The sequence below is a fragment of the Haemophilus haemolyticus genome, from assembly GCF_003493605.1.
GTDB classification, from domain to species: domain Bacteria; phylum Pseudomonadota; class Gammaproteobacteria; order Enterobacterales; family Pasteurellaceae; genus Haemophilus; species Haemophilus haemolyticus_J.
The window spans coordinates 16772-41083 of sequence record NZ_QQKA01000005.1 but is presented as its reverse complement, the minus strand read 5'-3'; the positions used below and the strand labels follow the sequence as shown (position 1 = coordinate 41083).

The window sequence follows — 24312 nt, the reverse complement described above, 5'->3', positions numbered from 1 at the left end:
TAAAAGTGCGGTTGATTTTTGAGAGATTTTAAAACTCCTTGAAAATTTACCGCACTTTATTTTTTATTAGGCAATAATATTGACGAATGAGTTATTACTGCCCCATATTTTTCACTGATTTCAGGAAACCTTGGGCGCTATCAAACACAGAAGATTTTCCCTGTGCCTGTAAAATCATATCGGACATTTCACGGAATGCTCCTTTTCCTCCATTAGTAGAAAGTACATGATCAACAGTATTCTTTACATAAATAGGGGCATCAGCCACAGTAAAAGAAGTTCCACACGCTGCAAAGGCGGGGAGATCTACGCTATCATCGCCAATATAAGCGGTCTGATCGGCAGTGGCGCCTGCTTGTTTCATAAGATCAAAACAAGCGGTTTCTTTTTCAAGTTTGCCAAGAAAGAATAATTTAATACCAAGATCGGCAATGCGACGACGTAAAATAGGGGAGTCGCGACCAGAAAGTACTGCCACTTGAATACCTGCATCCATCAGCATTTTTATGCCTAAACCATCGCGAACGTGAAAACTTTTGATGGCTTCACCATTGGCATCATAATGAAGTTGTCCATCGGTGAGTACGCCGTCTACATCAGTAATGACAAATTTAATATTTTCTAATTTTTGTTGCATTGGGATTCCTTAGCTTGAAAATTCCACTAAACCCACCACGTGATTTTCATCATTAACAACCACTAGCGAGTGAATTTTTTTCGCTTTCATAAAGTCTTCTGCTTTTGATAAAAATTCGTCTTGATGAATAGTTTTTGGTGAACTTGTCATAAAGTCTTTGGCTGTTTTATTCAGCGTTTCTGCACCATTGGCTGTAAGCGCACGGCGAATATCGCCATCCGTGATAATGCCTTTAAGTTGTTCATTTTCCATCACTAAGGCAACGCCCATTCGCCCTTCATTCATCACGGTCAGACAATCTGTAAAATTGGTGGTCGGTAAAATTGTTGGTAGGCGAGTTTGCATTTGATCTTTCACTTTACATAATAAACGACGACCAAGACTGCCACCTGGATGGAATTTAGCAAAGTCAGCTGGTTGGAAATTGCGTGCCGTAATAAGCGATACGGCAAGTGCATCGCCAAGGGCTAGTGTGACAAGTGCGGATGTTGTTGGCGCGAGATTATTTGGACACACTTCACGCTCAACAGTAATGTCTAAAACATAATCAGCATGGCGTGCAAGCGTGGAATTTTTGTTACTCGTCACAGCAATAATTTTATTACCGAAATTTTTTAAACTTGGAATCAGTTTATTAACATCATCGGTTTCACCGCTATAGGAAATTAACATCACGATATCAATTGGTTTCAACATTCCTAAATCACCGTGGAAGGCTTCCGTCGGATGTAAAAAGAAACTTGGTGTGCCCGTAGAGGCAAAGGTAGCCACCATTTTTTTACCGATTAAACCAGATTTCCCTATCCCGCCGATGACTAATCGTCCTTCGCAAGCAAGGATTAAATCCACGACTTGATTAAAATCCTCGCCTAAACGTTGGCTGAGTTGTAAAAGTGCGTTGCTTTCCACTGAAAGGGAATCCTGTGCAATTTTTAGATAGTTCATTCTTCTTCCTAAAAGAGCGGTTGAAATTGGCGTTATTTTAGCGGAATCATAAAAAAATACGAATGAAAAATTAGCCATTATTGTTTATAAGATTGATGAGCAATATCTAAAAATTGGGGATTTTATTGACCGCACTAGTGATTGCCCCTATACTACGCGCCGAGTTGGTTAGACAATCGCTGGTTTATTGAAGCCCTTAACCGTATTTATACGACCTAGTGGGACAAGTAAACGAGAGGAAAGTCCGAGCTACACAGGGCAGAGTGCCGGATAACGTCCGGGCGGCGTGAGCCGACGACCAGTGCAACAGAGAGCAGACCGCCGTGTAAACGGTAAGGGTGAAAGGGTGCGGTAAGAGCGCACCGTGCCTCCGGTAACGGTTGGCAGCAGGGTAAACTCCACTCGTAGCAAGACCAAATAGGAATCCAATGAGTGGCCCGCTCAGGATTCGGGTAGGTTGCTTGAGCGGCAGAGTAATTTGTCGCCTAGAGGAATGATTGTCCACGACAGAACTCGGCTTATCGACCAACTCAAAATTTTTATAGAAATGACCGCACTTTAGTTTGTTTTTCAGAATAGATTAAAGTGCGGTTATTTTTTAATGAAAATTGAATTATTTTTCGTTTAATACACGTGGAAATAAAATATTATTTTCCAAATGAATATGGTGCATTAAATCATCAATAAATTCATTAATACCGCTATATAAGGCTTTCCAACTGAAACAAGCATCTGCTGGTGGTGTGCAGTTATTAGTAAGTGATTTGATCACTTCCACATCTTGTCCCGCTTCATCGTGTTCCATTTCCATTACACGAATTGGCATTGAGGCCATAGCATAATTTCCCATTTTGATCATAGGGAACAAAATTTGTTCTTCTTTCATTAAATGCTGGCTAAGTTCAGCATAAATTTTTTCTAACTGTGCGGCTACGCCGACAGGGCAGTCATCACGATCACCATGTACATTTTCTACTTTCTCCGCCAATGTAATTAATTCAGGGAGTTGTTCACGGTGGCGATTATGAAAACGAGTAATAATGTGATCGATCATCTCTGCATAAGATGCCGAAGTCCAATCTTTATCATTATTTTCTGCTTTACTTTGTTGTAAATCAGTTAAACGTTTTTCAATTTCAGCAAGGTTAAGATTCTTTTGTTGTGCTGCGACTTCTAATAATACAGAACCTCCGCAGCAAAAATCTAAATCATATTCACGAAAAATTTTAGTTGCACCTGGAATTGAAACAGCGAGCTCGCTAAGTTTTTGTTGGGCAAAAGACATAAATCACTCCTATATTGATTAAGTAAAAATAAATCCTATAAAAATGGTAGGATATTTTTCTGATTATGAAAAGTAGAGAGATTTATTTATTGATTAAATTATGATTTAAATCAATAAAAGTACCTCATAATAATCAGCTAAAAATTTATGGTTATTAATATAAATAGGATTAATTATCACTAATGAGCTGGTCTCAAATTCATTATGTATTTTTTTATATAATTGATTTTTAAGAATTTAGGAAAATACTGATTTTCATCAATATTATTGATTGTGTTTACAAAGTGAAATCTTTTAGAATGGCGAAAAGTTAAATTTAACGCATAACTCCGAGCTTGTTTAGCCTAAGTTTCATCGAAATACGGTGGCAAGCCAATAACGCGGTACGTTATTCAGGGATACGCTGGAAACGGTTTATCCTCTCCATATTTAGAAAGGTGTAAAATGCAATCCATTCCTATCAAGAACGTAGGAGAGTCTCGCTTAGTCGATCCTTTCCAACGCCAATATTACTATCTACGACTGTCGATTACCGATCAGTGTAATTTTCGTTGTACCTATTGTTTACCTGATGGTTATCAACCAGAAGCTAACAAACCAAGTTTCTTAACCTTAAAAGAAATCACCCATCTTGCTCAAGCGTTTGCTGAAATGGGCACAGAGAAAATCCGTTTAACGGGTGGCGAACCGACTTTACGCAAAGATTTTATTTCTATTGCTGAAAGCATCGCTAACATTGATGGCATTCGTCAATTAGCCGTCACGACAAATGGCTATCGCATGGCAAAAGATGTGGCTGATTGGAAGAAAGCAGGGATTACGTCTATTAACGTCAGTGTTGATAGCTTAGATCCCAAAATGTTCCACCAAATTACGGGTATCAATAAATTTGATGACGTGATGCGTGGTATCGATCGTGCATTTGAAGTGGGCTACAACAAAGTCAAAGTCAATTCAGTGTTGATGAAAAATTTGAATGACAAAGAGTTTGAACAATTCCTTGTTTGGGTGAAAGATCGCCCAATTCAAATGCGCTTTATCGAACTTATGCAAACGGGCGAAATGGATAGCTTCTTTGATAAACACCATCTTTCTGGACAAGTTTTAGCCGATAAATTGCTGAAAAATGGTTGGCAATTACAACACAAATCCCATACTGATGGTCCTGCAAAAGTATTCACGCATCCAGATTATGCCGGTGAAATTGGCTTAATTATGCCTTATGAGAAGAATTTCTGCGCAAGCTGTAATCGCCTCAGAGTGTCAGCGAAGGGCAAACTTCATCTCTGTTTATTCGGCGAAGAAGGCATTGAATTACGTGATTTATTGCAATCCCATGAACAGCAAGATATTTTGCAAGCACGTATTTTTTCTGCACTTCAAGGCAAACGTGAACATCATTATTTGCATATCGGTGATAGTGGCGTAAGAAATCATTTAGCTTCTATCGGTGGCTAAAAGAAAATAGGTGACTTTTACTGTCACTTATTTTGCTTTCGTCACACATGTAAAACATTCAATATTTTAACCGTACTTTATTTTATTATGACTACATTTACGCATATCAATTCTCAAGGCGAAGCCAATATGGTAGATGTTTCTGCAAAAGCAGAGACTGTTCGCGAAGCTCGTGCTGAAGCCATTGTGACCATGTCAAAAGAAACCCTTGCTATGATCGTGGAAGGCAAACATCACAAAGGCGATGTATTTGCTACTGCTCGTATTGCTGGTATTCAAGCGGCAAAACGTACTTGGGAACTTATCCCACTTTGCCATCCCTTATTACTTTCTAAAGTAGAAGTGAATTTAGAACCGTTACTTGAAACTAATCAAGTTCGTATTCAATCTCTTTGCAAATTAACCGGAAAAACCGGCGTAGAAATGGAAGCATTAACGGCAGCAAGCGTAGCAGCCTTAACCATTTACGATATGTGTAAAGCCGTACAAAAAGACATGGTGATTGAGCACGTTCGCCTGTTAGAAAAGAGCGGTGGAAAATCTGGCCATTTTATTGCGGAGGAAAAATAGGATGTTAAATGTTTTATTTTTTGCTCAAACTCGAGAATTAATTGGGGAAGATTCTATTCAGCTTGAAGGCGACTTTGCGACAGCGGAAGCTGTGCGTGAACACCTTGCTCAAAAAGGCGATAAGTGGGCATTGGCACTTGAAAAAGGCAAACTTTTAGTAGCGATTAATCAAACTTTGATGCCATTAGAAAGTGCGGTCAAAAATGGGGATGAAATTGCATTTTTCCCACCGGTAACAGGGGGCTAAATGACGGATATTCAAATTTCAGTACAAGAACAACCTTTTGATCAAAATGCCGTTTACCAATGGCTATCTGAGCAACATTCGGTTGGCGCAACGGTTATTTTCGTGGGTAAAGTACGCGATCTTAATTTAGGCGATGAGGTATCCAGTTTATACTTAGAACATTATCCCGCAATGACAGAAAAAGCCTTACGAGAAATTGTAGAACAGGCGAAAGCGCGTTGGGATATCCAGCGAGTATCTGTGATACATCGAGTAGGACTTTTACATACCGGCGATGAAATTGTTTTAGTCGGCATCAGTTCTGCTCATCGAGGTGATGCTTATCATGCTAACGAATTTATTATGGACTTCTTAAAATCCAAAGCACCGTTCTGGAAAAAAGAACAAACCAATCAAGGTGAACGTTGGATTGAAGCGAGAGAAAGCGATAAAGAAGCGTTAGATAAGTGGTAATGGCAAAGTGCGGTTAAACTTAACCGCACTTTTGCTTTTTATGAATTAAAGCACTTTCACAATACTTTCACATAAATAACGAATATTGTCTTCAGTGATACCCGCCACATTGATACGACCAGAACGAACAGCGTAAATGGCAAATTCTTCTTTTAAACGATCTACTTGTTCCCCTGTTAATCCACTGAAAGAGAACATACCGTTTTGTTCAATGATAAAGCTGAAATCTTGTTCTGCACCATATTCTTTTAATAACTGAACGAATAAATGACGCATTTTTTTGATACGTTCACGCATTTCAGTTAATTCATTTTCCCATTCTTGACGAAGTTGCGGATCATTTAACACTGTTGCTACGGTCGCTCCGCCGTGAGATGCCGGGTTAGAGTAGAGGGTACGAATAATTGATTTCACCTGTGTTAATGCGGTGGAAGCAATTTCTGCATTTTCAGCCACAAGAGTAAATGCGCCAACACGTTCATTATATAAACCAAAGTTTTTCGAGAATGAACTTGCGACTAATAATTCTTTGTGGTTTGCCGCAAAAGCACGCAATCCATAAGCATCTTCATCTAATCCATTGGCTAAACCTTGATAAGCAAAGTCAAAGAGTGGCAACCAACCATTTTTAGCTGAAAGTGCGGCTAATTCTTGCCATTGTTCAGGAGTTGGGTCAATACCAGTCGGATTATGGCAGCAGCCGTGTAAAAGTACCACATCACCTTCACTTGCTTGGCTTAAATCTTCGAGTAAATGTTCCCAGTCAAGGGCTTTGCGTTCAGCATCATAATAACGATATTCGCGAATTGTCATGCCCACCGCATTGAAAATTGCATTGTGGTTTGGCCAAGTTGGGGTGCTGATCCAAACATTTTGTGCTTTAGTTTGACGTTTAATAAATTCAGCCGCAATGCGTAATGCACCTGTGCCACCTAAACTTTGCGCAGTTCTCGCACGGTTTGCTTTAATGACATCAGAATCTTTACCGAAAAGGAGTTCTTTTGTGCGTTCGTTATAATCTGCAATACCATCGATAGTCAGATAATTCTTCGTTTTTTCCTTATCAAATAAGCGTTTTTCTGCTTCTTTTACCGCACGCATTATCGGTGTTGTACCTTGTGCATCTTTATAAACGCCAATACCTAAATTGATTTTATTTTCACGCGTTTCAGATTTGAATGCTTCGCCTAAGCCTAAGATAGGATCGGCTGGAGCCGCTTTGATATGTTCAAACATAGCTTTTCCTTATGTATGTGTTGTGTGGTGGATAGTTTTATACTTCAGCCGTTTTATTTTATCAAGAAAGATTTTTATAAAAATTAACCGCACTTTGATATTTTTAAATATTCATCAAAAAGTGCGGTCATTTTTTGAATTATTTTAGTTTTTCAATCGTCCAATTTAATCCCGATTGATAATCTTCTGGTAACTCAGTGCGGAGTTTTTCTAATTGTTGAATAATGACCGCTTTATTAGGATGAGAAAGATTGATATGCCCAACTTTACGTCCAGTTCTGACTTCTTTGCCGTACCAATGAAGTTGTGCAAACGGTGTATTAAGCCATTTTGGATTATGTTTTGTGCCGATTAAATTCACCATCACACTTGGAGCGAAAGTTTGTAAGTCAGGCGTTGGCAAATCAAGTAGCGCACGTAAATGTAATTCAAATTGGCTAATCGAGCATCCTAGTTGTGTCCAATGCCCACTGTTATGTACGCGAGGCGCAAGTTCGTTAATCAGTAATTTGTCGCCTACAACAAAACATTCCATTGCCATTACACCCACATAGCCTAATTTATCCATAATTTTGCCGAGCATGGCTTCTGCTTGCTTTTGTTGTTCGGATTGTTGAGGAAAAGCACTATCAACCACACTGTAACGTAAAATACCGTTTTGTTGCAGGTTATGTGTAACGGGATAAAAACGCTTTTCGCCATTTTTAAACCTTGCGCCTACAATAGACACTTCATAATCGAAAGGAATAAATTTTTCTGCGATCACTTCACCGAATAAGTCATCAGTGATGTCCGCTTTATTTTCATCGCTGATAATCCATTGACCACGTCCATCATATCCGCCTGTTCTGCGTTTAACGACAACTTTCTCGCCAACAGTTTGGAAAACATCATTCCATTGCGTTTTATCTTTTAATAAACACCAAGGCGAGGTCGAAAGATTGAGTTCATCTAGTAAGGATTTTTGAGTAAAACGATCGGCCAATAATCCAAATACATGTTGATTGACGAAGTTTTTATGATTGCCGAGTAATTCAGTTAAAGGCGTTTTTTCCCAGCGTTCAATTTCCGCCGTGATGATTGCATTTTCAGGTAAGTCAAAAACTGGGGAATTGAAGGCTAAGGGTTCTACATAAATATCTAAAGGGGCGCCTGCGTAACGTAACATTCTGCCGAGTTGTCCGTTGCCAAGTACATAAACGGTTGGGTATAAGGTGGAGTTTTGCATAATATTTCTCGTTAAATTTACGAAAAAAACAACCGCACTTTAAAAGTGCGGTCAGATCTGAAGATATTTTTATGTGCGTGGATCGGGATTGTCCAGTACAGCATGAGTTTGGTTTTCACGGAAAGATTGCAAGCGTGAAAGTAATTCTGCATCCCAACTTGCTAGAATTTGTGTGGCTAATAATCCTGCATTTGCCGCGCCCGCAGGGCCAATAGCCAATGTTCCGACTGGGATTCCTTTTGGCATTTGCACAATTGAATAAAGGCTATCTACGCCGCTTAACATAGAACTTTTTACTGGCACTCCCAGCACCGGCACAAGGGTTTTCGCTGCGATCATACCAGGTAAATGTGCCGCACCGCCTGCCCCAGCAATAATTACTTTATAGCCATTTTTTTGTGCATTTTCAGCAAATTCAAAAAGTTTATCAGGCGTACGATGAGCCGAGACGACTTCCACATGATAAGGTACTTTTAATTCATCTAAAATCTGAGTTGCCTCTTGCATGGTAGCCCAATCGCTTTTTGATCCCATTACAACGGCAATTTGTGCAGTTTTTGACATGCTATTTTCTCAATTTTCTAATTAAAAACGAGGCGTAGAATAGCACATCTTATATATATCAGGCAAACGTTTGCCAAATGGCTTTTATAGGAAAATACCATTGCAACTTTAAGGATAAAATTTTATCCTAGGCACAATTTTTATAAGAATAGGGCAAATTATGTTAGCCAAAGCAAAATATAGAAAAGATTACAAACAACCAGATTTTACTGTCACTGACATTTATTTAGATTTTCAACTTGATCCTAAACATACTGTGGTGACTGCAACCACAAAATTCCAACGCTTAAATGATGAAGCGACTTCTTTACGTTTAGATGGGCATAGTTTTCAGTTTTCTTCTATTAAATTTAATGGTGAGCCATTTTCTGCCTATCAACAAGATGGCGAGAGTTTAACGCTCGATTTAAAAGGTAAAAGTGCGGAAGAATTTGAACTTGAAATTGTGACGTTCCTTGTGCCAGCCGAAAACACTTCATTACAAGGTCTATATCAGTCTGGAGAGGGTATTTGTACGCAATGCGAGGCGGAAGGTTTCCGTCAAATCACTTATATGCTTGATCGCCCAGACGTATTGGCGCGCTATACAACCAAAATTACCGCAGATAAGACTAAATATCCTTACTTGCTTTCTAATGGTAACCGCATTGCAAGTGGTGAATTAGAGGATGGCCGTCATTGGGTTGAATGGAATGACCCATTCCCGAAACCAAGCTATTTATTTGCTTTAGTAGCGGGGGATTTTGATTTATTACAAGATAAATTCATCACCAAAAGTGGGCGAGAAGTTGCGTTAGAGCTTTATGTGGATCGTGGCAATCTTAACCGTGCAACTTGGGCAATGGAAAGTCTGAAAAAAGCGATGAAATGGGATGAAGATCGCTTTAATTTAGAATACGATTTAGATATTTACATGATTGTTGCTGTGGACTTCTTCAATATGGGCGCCATGGAAAATAAAGGGTTGAATATTTTTAACTCTAAATTTGTGTTGGCAAATCCACAAACAGCAACCGATGATGATTATCTCGCCATTGAAAGCGTGATTGCACACGAATATTTCCATAACTGGACAGGCAATCGTGTGACTTGCCGAGATTGGTTCCAGTTAAGTTTGAAAGAAGGCTTAACAGTTTTCCGTGATCAAGAATTTTCTTCAGATACAGGTTCGCGTGCGGTAAATCGCATTAATAATGTGAAATTTTTACGCACCGTACAATTTGCCGAAGATTCAAGCCCAATGTCACACCCAATTCGCCCTGAAAAAGTCATTGAAATGAATAACTTCTATACCGTGACTGTATATGAAAAAGGGGCAGAGGTGATTCGTATGTTGCACACCTTATTAGGTGAACAAGGTTTCCAAAAAGGGATGCAACTCTATATTGCTGAAAACGATGGTAAAGCGGCAACCTGTGAAGATTTTGTTTCTGCAATGGAACGTGCAAATGACGTTGATTTAGCACAATTCCGTCGTTGGTATAGCCAATCTGGTACACCCGAATTATTGATTAGCGATGCTTATGACGAAAAAACGCATACTTATCGTTTAACGGTTTCACAATCCACACCGCCAACCGCAGATCAAATGGAAAAAGTGAATTTACATATTCCATTAAAAGTGGCGCTTTATGATGCGAACGGCACGAAACAAATGCTGCAACATAATGGCGAACTCTTGAGTGATGTATTAAATGTCACTGAAAAAGACCAAGTCTTCGAGTTTCATGGCATTTATGGTCGTCCAATTCCCGCATTGCTATGTGATTTCTCCGCACCGGTAAAACTGGATTATGATTATAAAACGGAGCAGTTATTAGGCTTGCTGAAATTTGCAGATAATCAGTTTATCCGTTGGGATGCGGCACAAATGTTATTTACGCAAGAATTACGTCGTAATGTTATGCGTTTCCAACAAGGCGAACCACTAGAAATTTCGCCTGAAATTTTGACCGCACTTTCTCATGTTCTGAACCATTATGAGAAAGATATTGAACTGGCAACATTAATTCTCACGCTGCCAAAAGAAATGGAATTTGCGGAAGGTTTCAAAACTATTGATCCTGATGGTATTTCAGCCGCAAGAGCATTTATGCAAGCACAAATTGCCGAGACTTTAAAAGATGATTTCTTGCGTGTTTACACCCATATTCGTCTCGATGAATATCAAGTTACACAGCAAGACATCGCCTTACGTGCAATGCGAAATCTTTGTTTAACTTATTTGGCTTACACCAATTTGGGTAACAACTTAGTGCAAAAACACTACAATAATGCGAATAATATGACAGATACATTGGCGGCATTAAGTGTTGCAACTAAAGCGGCATTACCTTGCAGAGATGTATTGTTAGCTGATTTTGAACAAAAATGGCAACACGATGGATTAGTGATGGATAAATGGTTTGTATTACAAGCCACTCGCCCAGATGAAAATGTGTTGGAAATTATTCAGTTATTAATGGATCACCCAAGTTTTAACTTTAATAATCCAAACCGTTTACGTGCATTAGTAGGTAGCTTTGCAAATCACAACTTAAAAGCCTTCCACAATGTAAGCGGAGCAGGCTATCGTTTCTTAACGGATGTGTTAATCCGTTTAAATGAAAGTAATCCACAAGTGGCTGCGCGTTTAATCGAGCCATTAATTCGTTTTTCTCGCTTTGATGCTCAACGCCAAACGCTCATGAAACGTGCTTTAGAACGCCTAAGTATTGTAGAAAATCTTTCAAAAGATTTATTTGAAAAAATTGAGAAAGCGTTGCAGTAAGTTGAGTTGGTACAGATTAAAAGGAAAATTAGCTTGGATAATAAAATTAAATTATTTGAAGGAAATGAAATCCGTTCTGCTTGGGATAATGAAAAAGAAGAATGGTATTTTAGCATCATTGATATTTTAGGTGTCCTTACTGAAAGTGATAATCCAAGAAAATATTGGAGTGTGTTAAAAACAAGGCTTAAAAAAGAAGGAAATGAGTTGGCTACAATTTGTAGCCAACTGAAAATGAAATCACCTAAAGACGGTAAAATGTACAAAACTGATGTTGCTGATATGCAAGGCATTTTCCGCATTATTCAATCTGTTCCCTCACCTAAAGCGGAACCTTTCAAAATGTGGTTAGCTGAAGTCGGTAAAGACAGAATTGATGAGATCATTGATCCTGAATTAACCATTGATAGAGCCTTAGAAACTTATCTTCAAAAAGGTTATAGCCGAGAATGGATTAATCAAAGGCTGCAAGCCATACAAGTAAGAAAAGAGCTTACAGATACTTGGCAAGCTCATGGCGTAGCTGAAGGGAAAGAATATGCCATTCTTACCAATGAAATCTCTAAAGCATGGAGTGGAATGACGACAAGAGAATATAAAGATTTTAAAGGGCTGAAAAAACAAAATTTAAGAGACAATATGTCCACCACTGAATTAATCTTAAATATGCTTGCAGAAACCGCTACCAAAGATATTGCTAATACATCAAATCCTCAAGGTTTTGAAGAAAATAAAAGAGTCGCTAAAAGGGGAGGTAATGTCGCAAAAATTGCGAAAGAGACGTTAGAACAAGAAACGGGACAGCCTGTTATTACTTCTAAAAATGCCGTTGATTTTGGTCGATTAATTGGCGATGTAATAAAAGAAATTCAGCATAAGGATGAAAACGCATAAAAGTGCGGTAAATTTTGCAATAGTTTTTGGGGCATTTAGTATGCCCCTTTATTTTATATGAGATTTCAATATTAATTTATTTCATGCAAATCCTGAAAATAATAAGTTTGCATAATATATTGAGATGACGCATTCTATACTCGTACAGACGTTTAGCCGTCTAAATGATTAAGAAGATTACTTTAAAACGGGAGTTATTATGACAACATCACATATTTTAGGCTTTCCTCGTGTAGGGGCAAAACGTGAATTAAAATTCGCACAAGAACGTTATTGGCGTAAAGAATTAGCCGAGCAAGATTTATTAGATTTAGCGAAAGCATTGCGTGAAAAAAACTGGAAACATCAAGCAGCGGCGAATGCGGATTTCGTTGCCGTGGGCGATTTCACGTTCTACGATCATATTTTAGATTTACAAGTGGCAACAGGGGCAATTCCTGCTCGTTTTGGTTTTGATAGCCAAAATTTAACCCTTGATCAATATTTCCAACTTGCACGTGGTAACAAAGATCAATTCGCAATTGAAATGACCAAATGGTTTGATACGAACTATCACTATCTTGTGCCTGAGTTCCAAAAATCGACCTCTTTCAAAGCTAACCCAGCGCATTATGTAAACCAAATCCGTGAAGCAAAAGCATTAGGTTTAAATTTCAAACCGGTGATTGTTGGTCCATTAACATTCTTATGGTTAGGTAAAGAAAAAGGCGAAGCATTTAACCGTTTCGATTTATTAAATCAATTAGTGCCTGTTTATGTTGAAATCTTAAACGCACTAGTCGCTGAAGGGGCAGAGTGGATTCAAATTGATGAACCTGCATTAGCATTAGATTTACCTGCAGAATGGGTTGAAGCCTATAAATCTGTTTACGCTGAATTAAGCAAAGTGAACGCAAAATTATTATTAGCCACCTATTTTGGTTCCGTTGCACAACACGCTGAGTTATTAAAAGCCTTACCTGTTGCAGGCTTGCATTTAGATTTAGTGCGTGCACCAGAACAGCTTGCGGCATTTGAAGATTACAGCAAAGTGTTATCAGCTGGTGTGATTGAAGGTCGTAATATCTGGCGTGCAAACTTAAACAAAGTGTTAGATGTATTAGAGCCATTAAAAGCGAAATTAGGCGAGCGTTTATGGATTGCACCAAGCTGTTCATTATTGCACACCCCATTTGACTTAGAAGTGGAAGTGCAATTAAAAGAGAAAAATCCTGCACTTTACAGCTGGTTATCTTTCACGCTACAAAAAGTAGAAGAATTAAATGTATTAAAACAAGCGTTAAATCATGGAAGAGCGTCTGTACAAGCAGCATTAGATGCAAGCCAAGCGGCAGCAGATGCACGCGCAACCTCAAAAGAAATTCATCGTCCTGAAGTGGCAGAACGATTAGCAAACTTACCAAAAGGTGCGGATCAACGTAAATCGCCATTTGCAGAACGTATTGTTAAGCAAAATGCGTGGTTAAATTTACCACTTCTGCCAACTACAAACATTGGGTCATTCCCGCAAACGACAGAAATTCGTCACGCACGTGCAAGTTTCAAAAAAGGTGAATTATCCCTTGCAGATTACGAAGCAGCGATGAAAAAAGAGATCGAATATGTAGTACGTCGCCAAGAAGAATTAGATTTAGATGTGTTAGTTCACGGCGAAGCAGAACGTAACGACATGGTGGAATACTTTGGGGAATTATTAGATGGTTTCGCGTTCACCAAGTTTGGTTGGGTACAAAGCTACGGTTCACGTTGTGTAAAACCACCAGTAATTTACGGCGATGTAACTCGCCCAGAGCCAATGACAGTACGTTGGTCACAATATGCACAAAGCCTCACAAACCGTGTGATGAAAGGGATGTTAACCGGCCCTGTGACTATTTTACAATGGTCATTCGTGCGTAACGATATTCCACGTTCAACCGTATGTAAACAAATCGGCGTAGCATTATCTGATGAAGTGTTAGATTTAGAAGCAGCAGGCATTAAAGTCATTCAAATTGATGAGCCAGCCATTCGTGAAGGTTTACCGCTCAAACGCGCTGATTGGGACGCATATTTACAATGGGCAGGCGAAGCATTCCGTTTAAGCTCAATGGGCGTGCAAGATGATACACAAATTCACACTCACATGTGTTATTCCGAGTTTAACGACATCTTACCTGCGATTGCAGCATTAGATGCGGACGTAATTACCATCGAAACTTCACGTTCAGATATGGAATTATTAGATGCCTTCGTGAAATTCAACTACCCGAATGACATCGGTCCAGGTGTGTATGATATCCACAGTCCACGTGTACCAACCGCAGGTGAAATTGAACACTTATTACGCAAAGCGTTAAAAGTAATTCCAAAAGAACGTTTATGGGTAAACCCAGACTGCGGCTTAAAAACTCGCGGCTGGACAGAAACTATCGATCAACTAAAAGTGATGGTGGATGTAACCAAAAAATTACGTGCGGAATTAGCATAAGTAATAATACAGAAAGAATAATTTTCAAATACAACATAATTAAAGCCGAATCCGATTGGGTTCGGTTTTTTATTTGCACATCATCTTTGTTCCTCGTAGAATACGAGCAATCCTACCTTTAAAGTGCGGTGAAAATTAACCGTACTTTCTTACAGTAAACTATCCCGAGAGATAAACGAGTATGTATCAATTATTCCGTCACGGCATTTTCCAAATGGATGCTGAAAAGGCTCATAATTTCACGATTCAATGCTTGAAATTAGCTGGTAATCCTTTATTTCAACCGATCTTAAAATCTCTTATTCATGCTCCCAACGGCTTTCCGAAAACGGTAATGGGTGTAAATTTCCCTAATCCCATTGGATTGGCAGCAGGAGCAGATAAAAATGGAGATGCAATTAATGGTTTCGGTGCATTGGGTTTTGGTTTTCTCGAGGTAGGAACAGTCACGCCCGTTGCACAAGATGGGAATGCAAAGCCGCGTCAGTTTCGTTTGATTGAAGCCGAAGGCATTATTAACCGTAATGGCTTTAATAATAATGGTATTGACTATCTTATAGAAAATGTGAAAAACGCCCGTTATCAAGGCGTGATTGGTATCAATATTGGTAAGAATAAATTTACGCCTTTGGAACAAGGCAAAGATGATTATATTTTCTGTTTGAACAAAGCCTATAACTACGCTGGTTACATTACGGTAAATATTTCATCACCCAATACACCAGATTTGCGTCAGTTACAATATGGTGATTATTTCGATGATTTATTGTGTAGCATTAAGGATCGTCAGGCTATTTTGGCAAACCAATATAATAAATATGTGCCGATTGCAGTAAAAATTGCACCAGATTTAACGGAAAGTGAATTAGTGCAAATTGCGGATACGTTAGTTCGTCATAAAATGGATGGGGTTATTGCAACGAATACTACAATTTCTCGAGATACTGTGATGGGGATGAAAAATGCGGAACAGCAAGGCGGATTAAGTGGAAAGCCGTTGCAGCATAAAAGCACGGAGATTATTAAGCGATTACATCAAGAACTGAAAGGTCAGATTCCGATTATTGGTAGCGGTGGCATTGATGGTTTGCAAAATGCGCAAGAGAAAATTGAGGCTGGTGCCGAGTTGTTACAAGTTTATTCAGGATTGATTTATCACGGTCCAAAATTAGTAAAAGAATTAGTAAAAAATATTAAATAATGACAAAAAAATACGACTTACATTGTCACAGCACCGCATCAGATGGGGTGTTGAGTCCAACGGAATTAGTGCATCGTGCTTATGTTCAAGGCGTGAACGTGTTGGCATTATGCGATCACGATACGATTGCAGGTATTGATGAAGCTGAGACTGCAGCGAAAGAAGTAGGCATTGAATTAATTACTGGAGTAGAAATTTCCACAAATTGGGAAGGGCGAGGGATCCATATTGTAGGATTAAACTTCGATAAAACTCATCCCAAAATGACCGCACTTTTGCAAAGCCAAAAAGCATTACGTGAAAAAAGAGCGGTGGAAATTGGCGATAAATTAGAAAAAGCAGGTATTCCTAATGCTTATGAAGGAGCAAAGGCTTTAGCTGATGGAGAAGTGACGCGTGCTCATTACGCACGTTATTTGGTGCAGATTGGTAAGGTATCTAATGATGGTCAGGCCTTTAAACGCTATTTAGGGCAAGGAAAATCGGCATTTGTCAAATCAGAATGGACAGATATTCCCACCGCGATTGAGACAATCCATGCAGCAGGCGGTATATCCGTTATTGCCCATCCGTTACGTTATAACATGACGGGGAAATGGGTGCGTAAGTTGATAACCGATTTTAAAGCTTGGGGTGGTGATGGCATGGAAATGGCGGATTGTAGTCAGGCAAAAGATCAGCGTCAAATGCTTGCTCGTTGGGCAAAAGAATTTGATCTGCTGGGATCGGTTGGATCCGATTTTCATTTTCCTTGTGGTTGGGTAGAGTTAGGAAAAAATTTAGATTTAGTTGATGGAGTTATCCCTGTTTGGGAAAAATTTTAGTCAGATAGAGAATGTTCAAATAATAAATACCTGTTTTCTTGATAATAAACGTTATTCGGAAACAGGTATTTTTTATGGTTCAAAATATAAAAAACTGAATTTATCCTTCGGATTTTTTCTGATTATCTAATAAATAATGTGGCGGTAATTCAGGCATTGAATCTTGTTCATCAACGGATACACTTTCAGGTTTGAGATAAAATTCAGTCGCTTCATGATTGCTTTTCGTTTTGCCTAATAATTGTGGTTGCAGTTTTACAAAAGTACTATTTGGTGCAAGCCAAATGCCGATAAACGCTTGATTAAATTTAGCATCAAAATCGTGTTCCAGCACAGTATCATTTAATACAAAGTAACCTTTATCGGGTAAGGCAATATAGTTCAATATATCGTTTGGGGAAAAATCAGGAAAGGTTGCCTGCATTTCTTTTAGCCAGCTTTGAGTATCGCCATCATTAAGTTTTAAGGTTTCGATTTCTTTAATCAGGGTAATCGCAAAATTTTTTCCTTCAATGGGTTTTTCATATTTGAAAGAGAGCATTAATGGACGTTCATTTTCTTGATAAGTGCCCGTTTCGGAAAATAAACCAATGGTATAAACATGGAACGGCCCCCAAGTGTATTCGGCATTTCCGATAGGTTGCCAATGGGCAAAAGGTGCGGCAGAAAAAAACGTGATTATTGCCACAAAAAGGGATTTCATTTTCATAATAAATTGCCGTGAATAAAATTGTGTTGATTATAACAAACCGCATCAAAAAGCAAATTAGAAATCAGTAAAAAGGCGAGTAATTTTACTCGCCTTTGATCGTTGTAATGTTAATTTATACGATGAATTATTTTAAGCTACCCACCATATCTTCAGGGCGAACCCATTTATCAAAATCTTCGGCAGAAACTAAACCTAAATTAATTGCTTCTTCACGCAATGTTGTGCCATTTTTGTGCGCCGTTTTTGCAATTTTAGCTGCGTTTTCATAGCCAATATGCGTATTAAGTGCGGTTACCAACATTAGTGAATTTTCAAGTTGTTGTTTAATTCGAGGATAGTTTGGTTCAATACCCACTGCACAGTGTTCATCGAAAGATACGCAAGCATCACCCAATAATTGAGCAGATTGTAAGAAGTTTGCAATCATCACTGGGTTGAACACATTTAATTGGAAGTGACCTTGTGAACCTACAAATGCGATTGTGGTATCGTTACCAAATACTTGTGCGCAAACCATGGTCATCGCTTCACATTGAGTTGGGTTTACTTTACCCGGCATAATTGAAGAACCCGGTTCATTTTCAGGAATTAAAATTTCGCCAATCCCTGAACGAGGGCCTGATGCTAATAGACGAATATCGTTCGCAATTTTAAATAAACTCATTGCTAATTGACGTAATGCACCGTGAGTTTCAACAATCGCATCATGAGCGGCTAATGCTTCAAATTTATTATCTGCGGTGACAAACGGAAGTGCGGTGAATTTTGCTATGTAATCTGCCACTTTCACATCATAGCCTTTCGGCGTGTTCAAACCTGTACCAACCGCTGTACCACCCAATGCTAATTGACTTAAATGTGGAAGGGTATTTTTTAATGCTTTTAAGCCGAAATCTAATTGAGCAGCATAAGCTGAAAATTCTTGACCTAATGTGAGTGGCGTTGCATCCATTAAGTGAGTGCGACCAATTTTTACCACGTTTTTGAAAGCTTCAGATTTTGCCGCAAAAGTTTTTTGTAAACGTTCAACACAAGGAATAGTGTGCTCAACTACTTTTTTATATGCCGCAATGTGCATTGCCGTTGGGAAAGTATCGTTTGAAGATTGTGATTTATTCACATCATCATTTGGATGAATGATTGATTTTTCGCCTAATTTTCCACCGTTTAGCACATGCGCACGATTTGCCACTACTTCGTTCACATTCATATTAGATTGTGTACCAGAACCGGTTTGCCAAATAACAAGTGGGAATTGATCGTCTAATTTATTTGCTAAAATTTCGTCACAAGCCTGAGCAATTAAATCACGTTTTTCAAGAGGTAATACACCTAAATCATGATTAGCAAATGCAGCTGCTTTTTTCAAATAGCCAAAAGCCTCGATAATTTCATGTGGCATTGATGCGGCAGGACCAATTTTAAAGTTATTGCGTGAACGCTCAGTTTGTGCAGCCCAATATTTATCTACTGGAACTTGAACTTCACCCATTGTGTCTTTTTCAATACGAAATGCCATTCTGTACTCCTATGAATTGAATGAAAATTAAAACTGAATTGATTTTAACACTTCCGAGTTATGAGTGGAACGTAACAAAAACGTTAAAAATCAGTTTTGTGACATAGATCATAAAAGTGCGGTGGATTTTCAGACATTTTTAATAATATCTATTTAATTATTTATCTTCCAAGGTTTTTTCGTTAAAATCCTTAAATTTGTATGGGGCTAGATTGAGAAAATAACGGGGTTAAAATGGCAAAAACTGCACAATTTTATATTCTTACTGAAAATTGTACTTTAACTGTCGAAGAAATAGCCTGTAATCTTGCTGCCTCAATATGGCGTTCAGGGAAAAAAGTACTAATTAGTTGCGAAAGTGAGAGCCAAGCATTAGAAATTGATGAACTTTTGTGGCGACGAGATCCTAATGAATTTGTACCGCATAATTTATCGGGGGAAGCCACACAATATCCCACACCGATTGAGATTTCATGGCTTGGGAAACGAAATTTACAACGCCGTGATGTGCTAATTAATTTGCAACAAGAAATCCCAGATTTTAGCCATAGTTTTACCCAACTTATTGATTTTGTGCCGAAAGATGACGTCTTAAAAACACAAGCTCGAGAACGTTATAAACAGTTAAGAGCGTTGGGATGGGCACTTTCCACTGAAAATATAGCATAAATAAAAATGGAGTAATTATGAAGAAAACCAAATTTTGCTTAGGATTATTAGGAATAGCAGTATTGATGATTTCAGCTTGTGAAAAACAAGAAAATAAAGTTGAAGCCACACCTAAAGTTGAAGAAACTCAACAAACAGCAAAGCAAGATGTTAAAAAGGAAGCTATTATTTTAGAGGAAAATAAGGATAAAACTTCTGCTACAGATAAGAAATCTGAAGCTGTTGAAGCCGAAAAAATGGTTGAAGCTGAAAAAACCGAAGATATGACCACTCAACAAAAAACACAAGAAGCTCAAGTTTCATCTAAAGTATCGTCAGCTCCAGCTAAAATAAAGCAGACGAATGATTCAAATACAGAAAAACGAAAAATATTACAAATACTAGAACAACAATATCAGCAAGTTCGTTGTACTAGTGAAGGGGAAAAACTTGGCTCAGAGAGTTTTTGCCATCAAGAAGAATATCGTCTATTAAATGAAATTGATCGTTTAAAGAAAGAATTGAGATAGTTTTATAAAACTTTCTAAAACCCAACCGCTCTTTAAGGATCAAAATGCAACCAAATGACATCACTTTTTACCAACGTTTTGAAGCCGATATTCTCGCTGGGCGTAAAACTATCACCATTCGGGACAAATCCGAAAGCCATTTTAAAACAGGCGATATTTTACGAGTGGGGCGGTTTGAAGACAATCAATACTTCTGCACTATTGAAGTGTTAAGTGTGTCGTCGATTACTCTTGATGAACTGACGGAACAACATGCCGCTCAGGAAAATATGGGGTTGGATGAGCTGAAAGAGGTGATTCGGGGGATTTATCCGAATGAAGAACGATTTTATCTAATAGATTTTATTTTACTTAAGGATATTTTTGATGATTAAATTATGTAATAAGAAAGGTCATACTCATGATCCTACTGAAGAACTAAAAAGATACAAAATAGGCGTTGAAGATAGTGTTGGTTATAAAATAACAGGGGTTATATCTAAGAGAGATCAATTTGTTATTTATGAGATTGATGAGCAATCCCTTCAGAATAGAATCCGAATTATAGTCGATTCATATGATAAAGATTTAGAAAAAAAGATTATAAAAAAATACAATCATGTTAAAAGTGAGTATATAAAATCTAAGTCCGCACTATTACACACAGACAATTATGAGGAAAATAAAAATCTAATAGGGCAGACTTTATCTGCTTATTTAGATGATTATGAAAATATAGATCCCAATGATAGAGGAGAGGAGTTTAAAAAGATAGCAAAGGATATCTTTGCTAAGAATAGGTCTACTCTTCTTAATTCTATATCTATGATGATTCCGTTTTTGATATTTATCATGGTTCCTTTCATAATAAATTGGTGTACATCGTTATTTGTTGATTCTGAAATTAAAATTAGTCTTATAGAGTATTTTTGTTTAATCTCTTTTGGTACATCTTTAGGTGCGCTAATGAGTTTGTTTATTTCATTGAAAACAAGAAATTTACATGAATTTGATAAATGTAATCTATACTTTTTGTTAGGTTTTCAAAAATTATTGTTGGGGTTCACTTCTTCAACAATATTTTTACTTATACTTAATTCTGAAATTATAAAAATAAAATTTTTCGAGAATAGTATTATGGGCATACTCATGGTATGTATATTAGCTGGCTTTTCTGAGAGATTAATACCTACTTTATTATCTAACTCAGAATCATCTATTTCTCGGTCTATATAAATGTTTAATTAAAGAGAATAGCAACAATGACACAAAAATTCGAAATGGCAGACCGTTTTAATCCGTCTACGGTAGAACAAGCCCTTTATCAACATTGGGAAGAGAGCGGTTATTTTAAACCGTCTGAAAATGAAAATGCGCCAAGCTATTGCATTGCAATTCCACCACCGAATGTAACAGGTTCTTTGCACATGGGGCATGCTTTCCAACAAACTTTAATGGATACTTTGATCCGTTTTAACCGTATGGAAGGGCATAACACCTTATGGCAAGTGGGGACAGACCACGCAGGTATTGCAACCCAAATGGTGGTGGAACGTAAAATTGCCGCAGAAGAAGGCAAAACTCGCCACGATTATGGTCGCGAAGCGTTCATCAACAAAATTTGGGACTGGAAAGCTTATTCAGGTGGCACAATCAGCCAACAAATGCGCCGTTTAGGTAACTCCATCGACTGGGAACGTGAGCGTTTTACCATGGACGAGGGTTTATCCAATGCGGTAAAAGAAGTGTTTGTTCGCTTGCACGAAGAAGGTTTGATTTACCGTGGAAAACGCTTAGTAAACTGGGATCCAAAACTTCACACTGCGATTTCAGATTTAGAAGTTGAAAATAAAGAAAGCAAAGGTTCGCTTTGGCACTTCCGTTACCCGTTAGCAAACGGTGCGAAAACGGCAGATGGTAAAGATTATTTAGTGGTGGCAACCACTCGTCCAGAAACTATGTTGGGCGATACGGCGGTGGCTGTGCATCCTGAAGATGAACGTTACAAAGATTTGCAAGGTAAGACGGTAATTCTACCGCTTGCAAACCGTGAGATTCCAATTATTGCCGATGAATATGTTGATCGTGAATTCGGTACTGGTGTAGTGAAAATTACCCCAGCTCATGACTTCAATGACTACGAAGTGGGTAAACGTCACGGCTTGCCAATGGTTAATGTATTAACTTTAAATGCAGATATTCGTGATGAAGCGGAAATTATCGGTACTGACGGCAAACCCCTTGCAGACTATGAAGCGATTATTCCTGCGGATTACCGTGGCTTAGAGCGTTTTGCTGCACGTAAGAAAATCGTGGCAGATTTTGAAGCGCTTGGTTTATTAGACGAAATTAAACCACATGATTTGAAAGTGCCTTATGGCGACCGTGGCGGCGTGCCAATCGAGCCGATGCTAACCGACCAATGGTATGTGAGCGTGAAACCACTTGCAGATGTGGCGATTAAAGCGGTGGAAGACGGCGAAATCCAATTCGTGCCGAAACAATATGAAAACCTTTATTTCTCTTGGATGCGTGATATCCAAGATTGGTGTATCTCTCGCCAACTTTGGTGGGGACACCGTATTCCAGCGTGGTATGACGCGGAAGGTAATGTTTATGTCGCGCGTAACGAAGAAGAAGTGCGGTCAAAATATAACTTAGATTCTGCGGTTGAACTCAAACAAGATGAAGACGTGTTAGACACATGGTTCTCATCAGGTTTATGGACGTTCTCTACTTTAGGTTGGCCAGAGCAAACTAAAGAGCTCAAAATGTTCCATCCAACGGATGTGTTAATTACAGGCTTTGACATCATTTTCTTCTGGGTTGCACGTATGATTATGTTTACGATGCACTTCATAAAAGATGAAAACGGCAAACCACAAGTGCCATTCAAAACCGTGTATGTAACAGGCTTGATCCGTGATGAACAAGGTCAAAAAATGTCGAAATCGAAAGGTAACGTGCTTGACCCAATCGATATGATTGACGGTATTAGCCTTGAAGATTTACTTGAAAAACGTACTGGCAACATGATGCAGCCGCAATTAGCAGAGAAAATTGCTAAAGCAACGCGCAAAGAATTTGCTGAAGGTATTGCGGCTCACGGTACAGATGCATTGCGTTTTACATTAGCTGCGTTAGCTTCAAACGGTCGCGATATTAACTGGGATATGAAACGTTTAGAGGGCTACCGTAATTTCTGTAACAAATTGTGGAATGCAAGCCGTTTCGTCTTAACGAATGAAAAATTAGATTTAAGCGAAGGCGAAATTGAATTTTCCGTGGCAGACCGTTGGATTCAATCAGAATTCAATCGCACAGTGGAAACTTTCCGTAATTCATTAAGCCAATATCGTTTCGACCTTTGTGCCAATGCGATTTATGAGTTTACTTGGAACCAATTCTGTGACTGGTATTTGGAATTGACTAAACCAGTATTTGCAAACGGCAATGCAGCACAAATCCGTGCGGCAAGCCAAACCTTGGTTCACGTGTTAGAAAAATTATTACGTTTAGCACATCCGCTGATTCCATTTATTACCGAAGAAATTTGGCAAAAAGTGAAAGGATTTATGGACATCACTGCAGACAGCATTATGTTACAACCTTTCCCACAAGTGGAAGAGAGCGGCTTTGATCTAGAGGCGGAAGCTGAAATTGAGTGGTTAAAAGAAGTGATCGTTGCGGTGCGTAATATTCGTGCAGAAAGCAACATCGCACCAAGTAAAGGTTTAGATCTGTTATTCCGTAATTTAAGTGCAGAAAATGCAAAAATTCTTGAAAAACAGACCGCTCTTTTGAAAGCCATGGCGAAATTAGACAACGTTCAAGTGTTAGCCGCAAACGAAACAGCACCACTTGCGGTAGCGAAACTCGTTGGCAATGCTGAGTTACTCGTGCCAATGGCTGGCTTTATCAATAAAGAAGCGGAACTTGCTCGTTTAACTAAAGAGATTGAAAAATATCAAAACGAAGTTAAACGCATCGAGAATAAACTTAGCAATGAAGCTTTTGTAGCTAAAGCGCCAGAAGCGGTAATTGCGAAAGAACGTGAAAAACAAGCGGAATACCAATCAGGATTAGAAAAAATCCAAGAGCAGTATAAGGCGATTGAGGCACTTTAATTTCAATAATAAAAA

The 24312-nt window shown here is 38.5% G+C and carries 22 protein-coding genes, 1 other RNA gene and 1 riboswitch; of the genes, 15 read left to right on the top strand and 8 right to left on the bottom strand.

What is annotated here, in order from left to right:
• Nucleotides 1-94 precede the first annotated feature (94 nt).
• Nucleotides 95-637, bottom strand: coding sequence for a KdsC family phosphatase (locus tag DV424_RS04905; RefSeq protein WP_118859261.1), 543 nt, complete (start codon nucleotides 635-637; stop codon nucleotides 95-97).
• A gap of 9 nt (nucleotides 638-646) precedes the next feature.
• Nucleotides 647-1582 (bottom strand): KpsF/GutQ family sugar isomerase, encoded by a 936-nt coding sequence (locus DV424_RS04900; protein WP_005631893.1) that lies wholly within the window; start codon nucleotides 1580-1582, stop codon nucleotides 647-649.
• Nucleotides 1583-1742: 160 nt separating this feature from the next.
• Here DV424_RS04900 and rnpB point away from each other — a divergent pair.
• Nucleotides 1743-2119, top strand: an RNA gene (gene rnpB / locus DV424_RS04895) — RNase P RNA component class A.
• A gap of 76 nt (nucleotides 2120-2195) precedes the next feature.
• Here rnpB and ytfE read toward each other — a convergent pair.
• Nucleotides 2196-2867 carry an iron-sulfur cluster repair protein YtfE gene (gene ytfE, locus DV424_RS04890; RefSeq protein ID WP_005645487.1) on the bottom strand — a complete coding sequence of 224 codons (672 nt, stop codon included), beginning with the start codon at nucleotides 2865-2867 and terminating at the stop codon, nucleotides 2196-2198.
• A 315-nt stretch (nucleotides 2868-3182) separates the two neighbouring features.
• Nucleotides 3183-3323: riboswitch (molybdenum cofactor riboswitch) on the top strand.
• Here ytfE and moaA point away from each other — a divergent pair.
• The 4 genes from moaA to moaE all read left to right on the top strand — a co-directional run bounded on the left by moaA (nucleotide 3312) and on the right by moaE (nucleotide 5595).
• Entirely contained in the window at nucleotides 3312-4325 is a 1014-nt protein-coding gene (moaA, locus tag DV424_RS04885; protein WP_118859315.1) for a GTP 3',8-cyclase MoaA, read from the top strand. (Overlaps the previous riboswitch by 12 nt.)
• Nucleotides 4326-4412: 87 nt before the next feature.
• Nucleotides 4413-4895, top strand: coding sequence for a cyclic pyranopterin monophosphate synthase MoaC (gene moaC, locus DV424_RS04880; RefSeq protein ID WP_005625811.1), 483 nt, complete (start codon nucleotides 4413-4415; stop codon nucleotides 4893-4895).
• Between the two features lies 1 nt (nucleotide 4896).
• Nucleotides 4897-5142 carry a molybdopterin synthase sulfur carrier subunit gene (gene moaD / locus DV424_RS04875; protein WP_005642376.1) on the top strand — a complete coding sequence of 82 codons (246 nt, stop codon included), beginning with the start codon at nucleotides 4897-4899 and terminating at the stop codon, nucleotides 5140-5142.
• Nucleotides 5143-5595 carry a molybdopterin synthase catalytic subunit MoaE gene (gene moaE, locus DV424_RS04870; RefSeq protein ID WP_118859259.1) on the top strand — a complete coding sequence of 151 codons (453 nt, stop codon included), beginning with the start codon at nucleotides 5143-5145 and terminating at the stop codon, nucleotides 5593-5595.
• 45 nt (nucleotides 5596-5640) lie between these two features.
• Here moaE and DV424_RS04865 read toward each other — a convergent pair whose 3' ends face one another.
• The 3 genes from DV424_RS04865 to purE form a co-directional block, all read right to left on the bottom strand.
• The gene (locus tag DV424_RS04865) at nucleotides 5641-6831 is read right to left on the bottom strand and encodes an amino acid aminotransferase (protein ID WP_118859258.1); all 1191 of its coding nucleotides are present in this window, start codon (nucleotides 6829-6831) and stop codon (nucleotides 5641-5643) included.
• Nucleotides 6832-6970: 139 nt separating this feature from the next.
• Nucleotides 6971-8059 carry a 5-(carboxyamino)imidazole ribonucleotide synthase gene (gene purK / locus DV424_RS04860; protein WP_118859257.1) on the bottom strand — a complete coding sequence of 363 codons (1089 nt, stop codon included), beginning with the start codon at nucleotides 8057-8059 and terminating at the stop codon, nucleotides 6971-6973.
• A gap of 69 nt (nucleotides 8060-8128) precedes the next feature.
• On the bottom strand, nucleotides 8129-8623 hold the full coding sequence (gene purE / locus DV424_RS04855) for a 5-(carboxyamino)imidazole ribonucleotide mutase (RefSeq protein WP_118859256.1): 495 nt from the start codon (nucleotides 8621-8623) through the stop codon (nucleotides 8129-8131).
• A 160-nt stretch (nucleotides 8624-8783) separates the two neighbouring features.
• On the opposite strand from purE, the gene pepN reads away from it, so the two are divergent.
• The 5 genes from pepN to rnm all read left to right on the top strand — a co-directional run bounded on the left by pepN (nucleotide 8784) and on the right by rnm (nucleotide 16782).
• Nucleotides 8784-11393, top strand: coding sequence for an aminopeptidase N (pepN, locus tag DV424_RS04850; RefSeq protein WP_118859255.1), 2610 nt, complete (start codon nucleotides 8784-8786; stop codon nucleotides 11391-11393).
• Between the two features lie 33 nt (nucleotides 11394-11426).
• Entirely contained in the window at nucleotides 11427-12287 is an 861-nt protein-coding gene (locus DV424_RS04845; protein ID WP_118859254.1) for a BRO family protein, read from the top strand.
• 199 nt (nucleotides 12288-12486) lie between these two features.
• Nucleotides 12487-14757, top strand: a complete 2271-nt coding sequence (gene metE, locus DV424_RS04840) for a 5-methyltetrahydropteroyltriglutamate--homocysteine S-methyltransferase (protein ID WP_118859253.1) — start codon at nucleotides 12487-12489, stop codon at nucleotides 14755-14757.
• Nucleotides 14758-14938: 181 nt separating this feature from the next.
• Nucleotides 14939-15958, top strand: a complete 1020-nt coding sequence (pyrD, locus tag DV424_RS04835; RefSeq protein WP_118859252.1) for a quinone-dependent dihydroorotate dehydrogenase — start codon at nucleotides 14939-14941, stop codon at nucleotides 15956-15958.
• Nucleotides 15958-16782: an RNase RNM gene (gene rnm / locus DV424_RS04830; protein WP_118859251.1), complete on the top strand. Its 825-nt coding sequence runs from the start codon at nucleotides 15958-15960 to the stop codon at nucleotides 16780-16782. Before pyrD ends, rnm begins: the two co-directional genes overlap by 1 nt.
• Before the next feature lie 100 nt (nucleotides 16783-16882).
• Here rnm and DV424_RS04825 read toward each other — a convergent pair whose 3' ends face one another.
• Together DV424_RS04825 and fumC are read right to left on the bottom strand one after the other, a co-directional pair.
• Nucleotides 16883-17491: a chalcone isomerase family protein gene (locus DV424_RS04825; protein ID WP_112067374.1), complete on the bottom strand. Its 609-nt coding sequence runs from the start codon at nucleotides 17489-17491 to the stop codon at nucleotides 16883-16885.
• Nucleotides 17492-17618: 127 nt separating this feature from the next.
• The gene (gene fumC, locus DV424_RS04820) at nucleotides 17619-19013 is read right to left on the bottom strand and encodes a class II fumarate hydratase (protein WP_112067373.1); all 1395 of its coding nucleotides are present in this window, start codon (nucleotides 19011-19013) and stop codon (nucleotides 17619-17621) included.
• Nucleotides 19014-19247: 234 nt separating this feature from the next.
• Between fumC and DV424_RS04815 the strand changes: the two genes are divergently transcribed.
• From DV424_RS04815 to valS, 5 genes are read left to right on the top strand one after another with little or no spacing between them, the layout of a single operon-like run.
• Nucleotides 19248-19682 carry a DNA polymerase III subunit chi gene (locus DV424_RS04815; protein WP_105878327.1) on the top strand — a complete coding sequence of 145 codons (435 nt, stop codon included), beginning with the start codon at nucleotides 19248-19250 and terminating at the stop codon, nucleotides 19680-19682.
• 17 nt (nucleotides 19683-19699) lie between these two features.
• Nucleotides 19700-20191 carry a hypothetical protein gene (locus DV424_RS04810; RefSeq protein ID WP_105898505.1) on the top strand — a complete coding sequence of 164 codons (492 nt, stop codon included), beginning with the start codon at nucleotides 19700-19702 and terminating at the stop codon, nucleotides 20189-20191.
• Nucleotides 20192-20235: 44 nt separating this feature from the next.
• Nucleotides 20236-20565, top strand: a complete 330-nt coding sequence (gene yqfB, locus DV424_RS04805) for a N(4)-acetylcytidine aminohydrolase (protein WP_118859250.1) — start codon at nucleotides 20236-20238, stop codon at nucleotides 20563-20565.
• Nucleotides 20558-21406: a hypothetical protein gene (locus DV424_RS04800; protein ID WP_118859249.1), complete on the top strand. Its 849-nt coding sequence runs from the start codon at nucleotides 20558-20560 to the stop codon at nucleotides 21404-21406. The genes yqfB and DV424_RS04800 overlap by 8 nt, the downstream gene beginning before the upstream one ends.
• Nucleotides 21407-21432: 26 nt before the next feature.
• Nucleotides 21433-24297: a valine--tRNA ligase gene (valS, locus tag DV424_RS04795; protein WP_118859248.1), complete on the top strand. Its 2865-nt coding sequence runs from the start codon at nucleotides 21433-21435 to the stop codon at nucleotides 24295-24297.
• The last annotated feature ends 15 nt before the right edge of the window (nucleotides 24298-24312 follow it).